The organism is Enterobacter sp. SCRI0065 (assembly GCF_059766475.1).
Map to the genome: position 1 here is coordinate 45,293 of NZ_JCBAJB010000003.1, position 12,198 is coordinate 57,490.

The following is a 12,198-nucleotide window of genomic DNA, read 5'->3' on the forward strand; positions in this document are numbered from 1 at the left end:
ACTGAGAATGATTTCAGTGAACACCTGTTAGCTAAAATAAAATCAAACTTCAGACGAATCCTTATAAATCATTGTTTTGAGCCAAAATCTCAACTCACAACTGTTAACTCAATCTTTAAATACATTTAAAATCAATCACATAAAATTCGGTCTGAAGAGGATAGATTTCACCTATCACCTGCTTAAGTTGATCAAGAGACATGTTCTCCTGCTGCGCATGTTTTTCTGACAGCGTATCCAGCGTAATGGTCGACATACTCGTCACTTCAATGGTGCAGAAGTAGCCCTCGTCTTCAAATCGCCCAACGCGCAAAATATCGCCCACCTTGAAATGCGATTCGCTTTGGTCACGAATGGTGATGGTTTTACGCCCGGCCAGAATGTCATCCTGGAAGCGCTGAAAAAAAGTCATGTCGTTTGGCTGCATGGTATTATTCCCTGAAGATAAAGTCTGATGAGTGAGTGTAGCCATAGTGAGTATGTTCTCCCATTCCGCCATTGCCAGCCTCAATAATCTTGAGATGATGGTCTACAACTTTGCCATCAAAAACCGCGACAAAGTGACGTACATGACGATTCGCGAGCTGGCGGATGCGGCGGGTGTTTCCACCACGACCGTCCTGCGCTTTTGCCGCAAGCTCAACTGCGAGGGCTACTCGGAATTTCGCGTGCGGTTCAAATTATACCTTGAACAGAATGAGCCGCAGCAGGCGAATTTTGGTGCCAGTGAAATTATCAGTTTCTTTCGCAGCGTCAATAACGAAGAATTTGATATCCTGCTCGAACAGGCAGTGGATATTATATTATCGTCAGAGCGTATTATTTTTGTCGGGGCGGGCACATCGGGGTCGCTGGCAAAATATGGTGCTCGTTTCTTTTCTAATATTGGTAAATTCAGTAATCATATCGACGACCCCTATTTCCCGGTTACCAACGATATGGCCAAAAACGCGCTGGCGATTGTACTGTCCGTCTCCGGCGAAACCGAAGAGATCTTACGTTTTGCCAGCCAGTTTAGCCTGCATAACTGTAAAGTCCTGTCGATCACCAGCCACGAACACTCACGCCTGGCCAAACTGGCAGACTTTAATCTCTCCTGGCATGTGCCGCAAACCCGCATTGGCGGCGTCTACGATATAACCACTCAAATCCCGGTTATTTATATTCTTGAATCATTAGGTCGTAAACTGGCGAGGAAACTGGCGGAATAAAACAGCCTGTTTTTTTGATGTAACAAATCACATAAACCGTGAATTGTTATATCGTGACATTTAATTCCGCTTTGCTAGACTCGAAAGCATCAGGTCATTATATGAGACTAGCAAAAATGAAAAAACTTACCTTACCAAAAGACTTTTTATGGGGCGGCGCGGTTGCCGCTCACCAGGTTGAAGGCGGCTGGAACAAAGGCGGCAAAGGACCAAGCATTTGTGACGTGTTGACCGGCGGCGCACACGGCGTTCCGCGTGAAATCACTCAGGAAGTGATCGAAGGCAAATATTACCCTAACCACGAAGCCATCGACTTCCACGGTCATTACAAAGAAGACATCAAGCTGTTCGCCGAGATGGGCTTTAAGTGTTTTCGTACCTCCATTGCCTGGACGCGTATCTTCCCGAAAGGTGATGAAACCCAGCCAAACGAAGAAGGCCTGAAGTTCTACGACGACATGTTCGATGAACTGTTGAAGTACAATATCGAACCGGTCATTACCCTTTCCCACTTCGAAATGCCGTTGCACCTGGTGCAGGAATACGGCGGCTGGACTAACCGTAAAGTGGTGGACTTCTTCGTCCGCTTCTCCGAAGTGGTCTTTGAGCGCTACAAGAGCAAGGTCAAATACTGGATGACCTTCAACGAAATCAATAACCAACGCAACTGGCGCGCGCCATTGTTCGGTTATTGCTGTTCCGGCGTGGTCTACACCGAGCATGAAAACCCGGAAGAGACCATGTATCAGGTGTTACACCACCAGTTCGTGGCCAGCGCCCTGGCGGTGAAAGCCGCGCGTCGCATTAACCCTGAAATGCAGGTCGGCTGCATGCTGGCGATGGTGGCACTCTATCCTTTCTCCTGCAAACCAGAAGATGTGATGTTTGCTCAGGAATCCATGCGCGAACGCTATGTGTTCACCGACGTCCAACTCCGTGGTTATTACCCATCTTACGTGCTGAACGAGTGGGAACGTCGCGGGTTCTCCATCAAGATGGAAGCGGGCGATGAGCAGATCCTGCGTGATGGAACCTGCGCTTACTTAGGTTTCAGCTACTACATGACCAACGCGGTGAAAGCAGAAGGCGGCACCGGCGATGCGATTTCCGGCTTTGAAGGCAGCGTGCCGAATCCGCACGTTAAGGCCTCCGACTGGGGCTGGCAGATTGACCCTGTTGGTCTGCGCTACGCGCTGTGTGAACTATACGAACGCTACCAAAAGCCGCTGTTCATCGTGGAAAACGGCTTTGGCGCTTACGACAAAGTAGAAGAGGACGGCAGCATCAACGATGACTACCGTATCGACTATCTGCGCGCGCACGTCGAAGAGATGATGAAAGCCGTCACTTACGATGGTGTGGATCTGATGGGCTACACTCCGTGGGGCTGCATCGACTGCGTGTCATTCACCACCGGTCAGTACAGCAAGCGTTACGGTTTTATCTATGTGAACAAGCACGACGACGGAACGGGCGATATGTCTCGCTCCCGTAAGAAGAGCTTTAACTGGTATAAAGCGGTTATTGCCAGCAACGGCGAAACCCTTTAACGCCAGACTCGCCGGGGCGCTACTTGCCCCCGGCGAGTTCCAAAAAACTGCCCGTCACGTACGACGCTTTCTCACTCAGCAACCATACAATCGCCTGCGCCACCTCTTCCGGCTGGCCGCCGCGCTGCATGGGTAGAAGCGATTTGACTCTGTCGACTCTGCCCGGTTCGCCGCCCGAGGCATGGATATCGGTGTAGATTAATCCCGGACGAACGCCGTTCACGCGGATCCCCTGCGCAGCAACCTCCAGCGATAAGCCTGTCGTCAATGAATCCACCGCGCCTTTTGAGGCGGCATAATCCACATATTCGCCCGGCGCCCCCAAACGTGATGCTGCGGACGAGACATTCACTATCGCCCCGCCTTTTCCGCCGTGTCGGAAGGACATTCGCTTAACGGCTTCGCGGCAGCAAAGAAAATAGCCCGTCACGTTGGTCGCCAGCACACGGTTGATACGCTCGGCGGTCAGGTTTTCAATGGTACTTTGCTCGAACAAAATGCCGGCGTTATTAACCAGCGCGGCCAGCGGTTCACCCTCACGATCGAGGCTGTCGAACATCGCCATCACCTGGGGTTCATCGCTGATATCCGCGCGCACCGCAAAGGCTTTTCCGCCCGCTTCGGCTATCGCATTGACCACATCGGTCGCCGCCTTGATGTTGTGATGATAATTCACGGCTACGGTGTAGCCTTCGCGCGCAAGTTGCAGTGCGGTGGCCTTACCAATACCGCGGCTGGCACCCGTCACAAGGGCAATTCCCATTCTATTCTCCCAATAAAAAAGCCGGGCGGCGACAATGAACTGCGCCTTACCCGGCCTACGTTACTACAGTGAGAAGATTACTGATATTCGCTCATTGGCACGCAAGAGCAGAATAAATTACGATCGCCGTAAACATCATCAAGACGTTTCACGGCCGGCCAATACTTATTCGCTCCGCCCGCCGGGAAGACGGCCACCTCGCGGGTATAACCATGGTTCCATTCCGCTACCAGCTCATTCTGGGTATGCGGTGCGTTGACCAGCGGGTTATCTTCCAGCGTCCATTCCCCCTGTTTCACACGGGTAATTTCATTGCGAATGGCGAGCATGGCATCGATAAAGCGGTCCAGCTCAACTTTACTTTCCGACTCGGTCGGCTCAACCATCAGCGTACCTGCCACCGGGAACGACATGGTTGGCGCATGGAAGCCGTAGTCGATAAGACGTTTCGCAATGTCCAGTTCGCTGATGCCGGTTTCATCTTTTAGCGGGCGGATATCCAGAATACATTCGTGGGCCACACGACCATCACGGCCAGTGTAAAGCACCGGATAGGCATCTTTCAGACGGGTCGCAATGTAGTTCGCATTCAGGATTGCCACCTGGCTCGCCTGCTTCAGCCCTTCAGCACCCATCATGCGGATGTACATCCAGCTGATTGGCAGAATAGATGCACTGCCAAACGGTGCGGCAGATACCGCGCCCTGACGGGTGAGCATGCCTTCAATTTGCACGACGCTATGGCCTGGCACAAACGGTGCCAGGTGCGCTTTGACACCGATAGGGCCCATACCCGGGCCACCGCCGCCGTGCGGAATGCAGAAGGTTTTATGCAGGTTGAGATGCGACACATCTGCGCCGATAAAGCCCGGAGAAGTAATGCCGACCTGCGCATTCATGTTCGCGCCATCCAGGTAAACCTGACCACCGAACTGATGCACAATCTCGCACACTTCACGGATGGTCTCTTCGTACACGCCGTGGGTAGACGGGTACGTGACCATAATGCAGGACAGCTTATCTCCCGCCTGCTCGGCTTTCGCACGCAGATCGTTCAGGTCGATGTTGCCGTTTTTATCGCAGGCCACGACGACCACTTCCATTCCGGCCATCTGCGCGGATGCTGGGTTAGTACCGTGTGCTGAGCTTGGGATCAGACAGATATCGCGATGACCTTCGTTGCGGCTCTCGTGATAGTGACGAATCGCCAGCAAGCCCGCGTATTCACCCTGCGCGCCTGAGTTTGGCTGCATGCAGAGCGCGTCGTATCCGGTCAGCTTAACCAGCCATTCTGAGAGCTGACCAATCATCTGGTGGTAGCCTTCCGCCTGTTCTACCGGACAGAATGGATGCAGTTCAGAAAATTCAGGCCAGGTGATTGGGATCATTTCCGCGGCGGCGTTCAGCTTCATGGTGCAGGATCCCAGTGGGATCATTGCCTGATTCAGCGCCAGATCTTTGCGTTCCAGAGAGTGCATATAGCGCATCATCTCGGTTTCGCTGTGATAGCGGTTAAACACCGGATGAGACAGGATAGCGTCATCGCGCAGCATGCTTTCCTGGATGGAGCGGCTATCGTGCGCGACGTCTTTATCCAGGGTTTCTACATCCAGACCGTGCGCATCGCCAAGCAATACGTTGAACAGATTCTGCACATCTTCGCGAGAAGTGGTTTCATCAAGCGTAATGCCGACAGCATTCAGAATATCGCTGCGCAGGTTGATCTCTGCGGCTTCTGCACGCGCCAGAACAGCGGCTTTATCCGCCACTTCCACGCACAGCGTGTCGAAGTAATGAGCATGGCGAAGCTTCAGGCCCTTCTGCTGTAAACCAGCCGCCAGGATATCCGCAAAACGGTGGATACGCGTCGCGATGCGCTTCAGACCCACAGGGCCATGGAAGACGGCATACAGGCTGGCAATGTTGGCCAGCAGCACCTGGGAGGTACAGATGTTGGAGTTCGCTTTCTCGCGGCGAATGTGCTGCTCGCGAGTCTGCATCGCCATGCGCAGCGCGGTGTTACCGGCAGCGTCTTTCGACACGCCGATAATACGGCCAGGCATAGAGCGTTTGAATTCGTCTTTTCCGGCGAAGAAGGCCGCATGCGGACCGCCGTAGCCCATCGGCACGCCAAAGCGCTGCGCGGAGCCGAAGACAATGTCTGCACCCTGTTTGCCAGGAGCGGTGAGCAGAACCAGCGCCATAAAATCAGCCGCGACGCTAACGATCACTTTGCGGGATTTCAGCTCGGCGATCAGTTGACGGTAGTCGTGTACTTCACCGCTGGTTCCGACCTGCTGCAACAGCACGCCAAACACATCCTGGTGATCCAGCACTTTATCAGCGTCATCAACGATGACGTCAAAGCCAAAGGTTTCTGCACGCGTGCGCACCACATCCAGCGTTTGCGGATGTACGTCAGCCGCGACAAAGAAGCGGTTGGCGTTTTTCAGCTTGCTCACACGTTTTGCCATCGCCATCGCTTCGGCAGCGGCGGTCGCTTCGTCCAGTAAAGAGGCCGACGCAATATCCAGACCGGTGAGATCCAGCGTCACCTGCTGGAAGTTAAGCAGCGCTTCGAGACGCCCCTGAGACACCTCTGGCTGATACGGCGTATACGCGGTATACCAGCCTGGATTTTCCAGCATGTTACGCAGAATAACCGGCGGCAACTGCACCGGGGTGTAACCCATGCCTATGTAAGACTTAAAGCGCTTGTTGAGGCCGGCAATCGCCTTCAGCTCTGCCAGCGCGGCAAATTCGGTTGTCGCATCACCCACCTGAGGCGGCGTAGCGAGCTGGATGTCTTTTGGCACGATCTGGCCGATCAGTGCGTTTAACGAATCCGCGCCAACCGTCTTTAGCATCTCCTGCTGTTGCTGAGCATCCGGCCCAATGTGGCGTTCAATAAAAGCGCCACGGTTTTCAAGCTGGCTTAAAGTCTGTGTCATGAGCGATGGTTCCTGAAACATGCGGTGAATGTGTTTTCTCCCTCTCCCGCCGGGAGAGGGAAAATACTTACTCGTCTTCTAACAGGGCGGCGTAAGCGGTGGCGTCCAGCAGTGCGGCAACTTCCGCTTCGTCGCTGGCTTTGATTTTAAAGATCCAGCCATCGGTGTACGGGTCGCTATTGACCAGCTCTGGGGAGTCGCTCAGCGCATCGTTGACGGCAACAATTTCGCCACTGACCGGTGCATAGATATCAGAGGCCGCTTTGACCGACTCCGCTACCGCGCAGTCGTCGCCCGCGTTAACGGTCGTACCTACATCGGGCAGATCCACAAAGACCATATCGCCCAGCAACTCTTGTGCATGCTCGGTGATGCCTACGGTGTAGCTGCCGTCGGCTTCTTTGCGCAGCCATTCGTGTTCTTTACTGTATTTCAGTTCTGCTGGCACATTGCTCATTGGAATTCTCCTGATAAAAAATGATTAGGCGACCGGCTTACCGGCGCGAACAAAAATCGGTTTAGTCACTTTGACCGGCATTTCGCGGTTACGAATTTGCACAATGGCGGTTTCGCCAATCCCGACCGGGACGCGCGCCAGCGCAATGCTGTAACCCAGCGTCGGCGAGAATGTGCCGCTGGTAATGTGGCCTTCATGCTGATTACCAAGTTTATCGGTGAAACGCACCGGCAGCTCGTTACGCAGCACCCCTTTCTCGGTCATCACCAGGCCAACCAACTGATCGGTACCTTTTTCGCGCTGTATTTCCAGCGCTTCACGGCCAATGAATTCACGGTCGGCAGGTTCCCATGCAATGGTCCAGCCCATGTTGGCCGCCAGTGGAGAAACGGTTTCGTCCATTTCCTGGCTGTATAAGTTCATGCCGGCTTCCAGACGCAGCGTATCGCGCGCGCCCAGGCCTGCCGGCTTAACACCCGCTTCAACCAGCGCGTGCCAGAATTCAGCAGCCTTCTCGTTCGGCATCGCAATTTCATAACCGGCTTCACCGGTATAGCCCGTGGTGGCTATAAACAAATCACCGGACTGCACGCCAAAGAACGGTTTCATGCCTTCGGTCGCCTGACGTTGTTCATCCGTAAACAACATTGCGGCTTTTGCCTGGGCGTTCGGCCCCTGAACGGCAATCAGCGACAGGTCGTCACGAACGGTGATGTCAATGGAGTACGGTTCGGCGTGTTGGGAAATCCAGGAGAGGTCTTTTTCGCGGGTAGCGGAGTTAACAACGAGGCGGAAGAAATCTTCAGTAAAGTAATAAACAATCAGATCGTCGATAACGCCACCGGAAGCATTAAGCATTCCAGAATAGAGCGCTTTACCCGGCGTCTTTAGTTTTGCGACGTCGTTAGCCAACAGATAGCGCAAAAACTCCCGGGTGCGGCTACCGCGCAAATCGACGATAGTCATGTGCGACACATCGAACATACCGGCGTCGGTACGCACCGCGTGATGCTCATCAATCTGTGAGCCGTAATGCAGTGGCATCATCCAGCCATGGAAATCCACCATGCGCGCGCCGCATAACGTGTGTTGTTCATATAAAGGAGTTTGTTGAGCCATCTTGTCCTCGTTGAATAAGCAGGGCTATCTTGCGTTTCGCAATGAAAAAATCATCACGAAACCCGGCATCGACATCACGCCTGGACGCCGACGCAAACGTTCTCTTTTACCTGAAGTTACCACCGAAACCGGCGATTAACCATAAGGTAAAATGGGTCATCACATTAGCTTATGACCAAAAAACGCTAAAAAGCCCACAGAACTATTCACTAGAAAAATGCGATTAACTCCGCATAAAGTTAACGATAACTTCACGTTATTTAGTGAGGGTGATATTTACTGCGGAAAAACATGCAGAATTTCCGTGATGTGAAAAACGCTAGATTAGATAATCTAATGCGAAAATTGCCGTGAAATTAGATTATTTCAAACGAGGGTGCTTTCCCGGCACAAAGGCCGGGAGAAGAAAGTGTGATGGGGATCGAATTAACGCAGCCAGTCGGGGAGATCGTTAAGACCCATTGCCTGACGAAGAAGTTGCGGCTTAACACCCGGTAGGGTATCTGCCAGTTTCAAACCCATATCTCGAAGCAGCTTTTTGGCAGGATGGTTCCCGGCAAAGAGCTCGCGGAAACCCTGCATACCGGCCAGCATCATTGCCGCACTGTGCTTGCGGCTACGTTCGTAACGACGCAGATACAGATGCTGACCAATATCTTTACCTTCGCGATGCAGACGGCGAAGTTCTTCGATCAGTTCAGCCGCATCCATAAAGCCCAGGTTCACGCCCTGTCCAGCCAAAGGATGGATGGTGTGTGCCGCATCCCCAATCAACGCCAGTCGGTGCGCGGCGAACTGACGCGCGTAACGACCAGTTAGAGGAAATACCTGACGTTCGCTTTCAAGCTCGCACAGGCCAAGACGATTATCAAACGCCATACACAGCGCCTGATTGAACACTTCTGACGTGGCTTCCTGCATCTGCTGGGCTTTATCTGGCACCAGGGACCAGACGATAGAGCACAGGTGAGGATCGCTCAGCGGCAGAAACGCCAGAATACCGTCATTATGGAAAATCTGACGCGCCACGCCGCCATGCGCTTCAGCGGTGCGAATGGTCGCGACCAGCGCATGATGCTGGTAATCCCAGAATGTCAGCGGGATATCGGCCTTGTTGCGTAGCCAGGAGTTCGCCCCATCAGCGCCAACGACCAGACGCGCGGTCAGCATGTCGCCGCTTTCCAGGGTGATAAAAGCTTCGTTTTCGCCCCACGCGACCTGCTGCACTTGCGCAGGTGCAATCAGCGTAACGTCGCCAGACTGCTGCGCTTTACGCCACAAGGCATGGTGAATGACGGCATTTTCAACGATATGGCCCAGATGGCTATAGCCCATGCTCTCGTCATCAAAAGCGATATGCCCAAAGCTGTCTTTGTCCCACACTTCCATCCCGTGATAGCAACTGGCACGAAACGCTGTGATATCAGACCACACGCCGAGTCGCGTCAGCAGCTTTTCACTGGCTGCGTTGATGGCCGACACGCGAAGTTCAGGCGGTGCGTCATGCGCGACAGGCTGCGGCGGAGAGTGCTCAAGAACCGCCACGCGCAGGCCGCTGCCTTGCAAACCACAGGCCAGCGCCAGGCCAACCATTCCGCCACCCACAATGGCAACATCAACATTCTGCACTGAGTTCACTCCTTAACGCGCGACCCAACCAAGGGTCCGCTGCGCCAGCACGTCACGTGCCGGGGTAAATAATTCCATCGCCATCAGCCCCGCGTTGCGCCCGGCCACCAACGGTGCCCAGCGATTCGCGAAAAGATGCACCAGACCGTCGGTCACGCCGATTGTCGCCTCTTTATCGGTCTGACGACGTTTTTGATACTGGCACAGGATCGGATACGCGCCGCAATCTTTTTGCTCCTGCCATGCCAGTGCCAGCGTCTCAGCCAGGCTCATGACATCGCGTAAACCCAGGTTAAAACCCTGGCCCGCAATAGGGTGCAGCGTTTGTGCGGCGTTACCGACCAGCGCCAGGCGATGGGAAATAGATTGTGATGCAGTGGTCAACGCCAGCGGATAGGCAGAACGTTTACCCGCATGAGTAACACGACCCAGCCGCCAGCCAAACGCTTTTTGCAGTTCATCGCAAAAACGCGTATCCGACCACGCCATCACCTCGTCGATGTTTTCCTGAGCGTGGCTCCAGACTAACGAGCTACGGCCTTTCGACATCGGCAGCATCGCCAGCGGGCCATGTTCAGTAAAGCGCTCGAACGCACGACCATCAGGATTAACCGAGGTTGAGACGTTGGCGATCACCGCCGCCTGGCCATAAGGCTGCTGTCGCCATTCGATACCGCACTGGGTCGCCAGCGCGGAACGAGAACCGTCCGCTGCGACCAACAGTTGCCCTTCCAGAAGACGACCGTCGTCGAGCGTAACGCTGACGCCGTCGTCACGACGCGTATAGCTGGCGACGCGCGCTGGGCAGTGCAGCGTGACGCCAGGTGCATCCTGCAACAAACGGAACAAGCGTAATCCGACGTCGTGCAGTTCAACCACCTGGCCGAGCGCATCGATGCGGTAATCTTGCGCGTCCAGCGTCACAAAACCTGCATGGCCGCGATCGCTTACGTGTACGGTACTAATGGCCGTCGCGCATTCGGCAATTGACTGCCAGATCCCGACGCGTGCAAGCTGCTGACAGGTGCCTTGCGCCAGCGCAATAGCACGAGCGTCAAAACCCGGATGATCCGCGCCCTGCGGTGAAACGGCTTCGATCAAATGAACCGGCAGCGTTCCGTGCGTGAGCTGCGAGATTGCCAGCGCCAGCGTCGCGCCGGTCATGCCACCGCCAACGATGATGATACTCATGCGCGAGCCGCCGCCATTAACGCTTCGATGTCGTCCGCCTTTTTCACCACGGTTGCGGTCAGGTTTTCGTTACCGTTTTCGGTAATCACGATATCGTCTTCAATACGGATACCGATGCCGCGATATTGAGCAGGCACATCCGCATCCGGCGCAATATAGAGACCCGGTTCGACGGTGATGACCATACCCGGCTCAAGCGCTCGCGAACGATCGATGCCATAGCCACCGACATCATGTACGTCCAGACCCAGCCAGTGGCTGAGGCCATGCATAAAGAATGCTCGGTGGGCGTTATCGGCAATCAACTCGTCAATTTCACCTTTCAGAATGCCCAGTTCCACAAGCCCGGTCACCATGATGCGCACCACCACGCTCGTCACTTCCTGAATCGATGTTCCCGGACGGAAAAGCGACAACGCCGTTTCCAGCGAGTCCAGAACGATGTCGTAAATGGCGCGCTGTGCAGGGGTAAACCTGCCGTTAACCGGGAACGTACGGGTGATATCACCGGCGTATCCTCGATATTCACAGCCTGCGTCGATCAACACCAGATCGCCATTACGCAGTTCGCTTTCATTTTCGGTGTAGTGAAGGATGCAGCCGTTTTCACCGCCGCCCACAATGGTGTTGTAGGAAGGGAAGCGCGCGCCATGGCGGCTGAATTCGTGCAGTATTTCGCCTTCGAGCTGATACTCGAACAGTCCTGGACGGCATTTCTCCATCGCTCGGGTATGTGCCAGCGCGCTGATCTCACCCGCGCGGCGCATGACGGCAATCTCTTCTGGCGATTTAAACAAACGCATTTCATGAACGACAGGACGCCAGTCGGTGAGCGATGCAGGAGCCGTTAAATTCTGTCGTGAACCTCTGCGAAGCTTATCCAGCGCCGCAAAAACAATGTCATCGGCGTAGGTATATTCGCCCTGAGCGTGGTAGACCACGTCCAGACCGTTGAGCAACTGATACAACTGCTCGTTGATTTCGCTAAACGCCAACGCGCGTTCTACGCCGAGCTTTTCGGGCGCAGCCTCTTGTCCCAGTCGGCGACCAAACCAGATTTCAGCAGTGAGATCGCGAACGCGGTTAAACAGAACGCTATGGTTGTGGGTGTCATCGCTTTTAATCAGCACCAGTAATGCTTCTGGTTCATTGAACCCGGTGAAGTACCAGAAATCGCTGCTTTGTCGATAAGGATACTCGCTGTCATTGCTGCGAATGGCTTCCGGGGCTGCAAAAATCAGCGCAGCGCTTCCAGGCTGCATTTTTGCCAACAGCGCCTGGCGACGGCGAAGATACTCTTGCTGAGTCATGACACCCTCCTGTGCGT

The 12,198-nt window shown here is 54.2% G+C and carries 11 protein-coding genes; 3 read left to right on the forward strand and 8 right to left on the reverse strand.

Going from position 1 to position 12,198, the window contains the following annotated elements; translation table 11 throughout:
- Nucleotides 1-115 precede the first annotated feature (115 nt).
- Nucleotides 116-427, reverse strand: coding sequence for a N(4)-acetylcytidine aminohydrolase (yqfB, locus tag AC6EMZ_RS10305; protein WP_498402369.1), 312 nt, complete (start codon nt 425-427; stop codon nt 116-118).
- 52 nt (nt 428-479) lie between these two features.
- On the opposite strand from yqfB, the gene AC6EMZ_RS10310 reads away from it, so the two are divergent.
- Both AC6EMZ_RS10310 and bglA read left to right on the forward strand, forming a co-directional pair.
- Nucleotides 480-1,211 (forward strand): MurR/RpiR family transcriptional regulator, encoded by a 732-nt coding sequence (locus AC6EMZ_RS10310; protein ID WP_498402811.1) that lies wholly within the window; start codon nt 480-482, stop codon nt 1,209-1,211.
- A 116-nt stretch (nt 1,212-1,327) separates the two neighbouring features.
- Nucleotides 1,328-2,761 (forward strand): 6-phospho-beta-glucosidase BglA, encoded by a 1,434-nt coding sequence (bglA, locus tag AC6EMZ_RS10315; protein ID WP_498402370.1) that lies wholly within the window; start codon nt 1,328-1,330, stop codon nt 2,759-2,761.
- A gap of 19 nt (nt 2,762-2,780) precedes the next feature.
- Here the strand turns inward: bglA and AC6EMZ_RS10320 are convergent, their stop codons facing one another.
- The 4 genes from AC6EMZ_RS10320 to gcvT all read right to left on the reverse strand — a co-directional run bounded on the left by AC6EMZ_RS10320 (nt 2,781) and on the right by gcvT (nt 8,051).
- Complete coding sequence (locus AC6EMZ_RS10320; RefSeq protein WP_498402371.1) at nt 2,781-3,524, reverse strand: SDR family oxidoreductase; 744 nt, start codon at nt 3,522-3,524, stop codon at nt 2,781-2,783.
- A gap of 77 nt (nt 3,525-3,601) precedes the next feature.
- A complete protein-coding gene (gene gcvP, locus AC6EMZ_RS10325) occupies nt 3,602-6,475 on the reverse strand; it encodes an aminomethyl-transferring glycine dehydrogenase (RefSeq protein WP_498402372.1) in 2,874 nt (957 codons plus the stop codon).
- A 67-nt stretch (nt 6,476-6,542) separates the two neighbouring features.
- Entirely contained in the window at nt 6,543-6,932 is a 390-nt protein-coding gene (gene gcvH / locus AC6EMZ_RS10330; protein WP_498402373.1) for a glycine cleavage system protein GcvH, read from the reverse strand.
- A gap of 24 nt (nt 6,933-6,956) precedes the next feature.
- On the reverse strand, nt 6,957-8,051 hold the full coding sequence (gene gcvT, locus AC6EMZ_RS10335) for a glycine cleavage system aminomethyltransferase GcvT (RefSeq protein WP_498402374.1): 1,095 nt from the start codon (nt 8,049-8,051) through the stop codon (nt 6,957-6,959).
- A 1-nt stretch (nt 8,052) separates the two neighbouring features.
- On the opposite strand from gcvT, the gene AC6EMZ_RS10340 reads away from it, so the two are divergent.
- Entirely contained in the window at nt 8,053-8,190 is a 138-nt protein-coding gene (locus AC6EMZ_RS10340) for a hypothetical protein (protein ID WP_498402375.1), read from the forward strand.
- A 287-nt stretch (nt 8,191-8,477) separates the two neighbouring features.
- Here AC6EMZ_RS10340 and ubiI read toward each other — a convergent pair whose 3' ends face one another.
- From ubiI to pepP, 3 genes are read right to left on the reverse strand one after another with little or no spacing between them, the layout of a single operon-like run.
- Nucleotides 8,478-9,680: an FAD-dependent 2-octaprenylphenol hydroxylase gene (gene ubiI, locus AC6EMZ_RS10345; protein ID WP_498402376.1), complete on the reverse strand. Its 1,203-nt coding sequence runs from the start codon at nt 9,678-9,680 to the stop codon at nt 8,478-8,480.
- Nucleotides 9,681-9,692: 12 nt separating this feature from the next.
- Nucleotides 9,693-10,871: a 2-octaprenyl-6-methoxyphenyl hydroxylase gene (gene ubiH, locus AC6EMZ_RS10350; RefSeq protein ID WP_498402377.1), complete on the reverse strand. Its 1,179-nt coding sequence runs from the start codon at nt 10,869-10,871 to the stop codon at nt 9,693-9,695.
- Complete coding sequence (pepP, locus tag AC6EMZ_RS10355) at nt 10,868-12,181, reverse strand: Xaa-Pro aminopeptidase (RefSeq protein ID WP_498402379.1); 1,314 nt, start codon at nt 12,179-12,181, stop codon at nt 10,868-10,870. The genes ubiH and pepP overlap by 4 nt, the downstream gene beginning before the upstream one ends.
- Nucleotides 12,182-12,198 lie beyond the last annotated feature (17 nt).

Coding starts and splice junctions, on each gene's coding strand:
- ubiH (WP_498402377.1), bottom strand. CDS start 10,871: ATGAGTATCATCATCGTTGGCGGTGGCATGACCGGCGCGACGCTGGCG.
- pepP (WP_498402379.1), bottom strand. CDS start 12,181: ATGACTCAGCAAGAGTATCTTCGCCGTCGCCAGGCGCTGTTGGCAAAA.
- AC6EMZ_RS10320 (WP_498402371.1), bottom strand. CDS start 3,524: ATGGGAATTGCCCTTGTGACGGGTGCCAGCCGCGGTATTGGTAAGGCC.
- gcvP (WP_498402372.1), bottom strand. CDS start 6,475: ATGACACAGACTTTAAGCCAGCTTGAAAACCGTGGCGCTTTTATTGAA.
- gcvT (WP_498402374.1), bottom strand. CDS start 8,051: ATGGCTCAACAAACTCCTTTATATGAACAACACACGTTATGCGGCGCG.
- yqfB (WP_498402369.1), bottom strand. CDS start 427: ATGCAGCCAAACGACATGACTTTTTTTCAGCGCTTCCAGGATGACATT.
- bglA (WP_498402370.1), top strand. CDS start 1,328: ATGAAAAAACTTACCTTACCAAAAGACTTTTTATGGGGCGGCGCGGTT.
- AC6EMZ_RS10310 (WP_498402811.1), top strand. CDS start 480: ATGTTCTCCCATTCCGCCATTGCCAGCCTCAATAATCTTGAGATGATG.
- gcvH (WP_498402373.1), bottom strand. CDS start 6,932: ATGAGCAATGTGCCAGCAGAACTGAAATACAGTAAAGAACACGAATGG.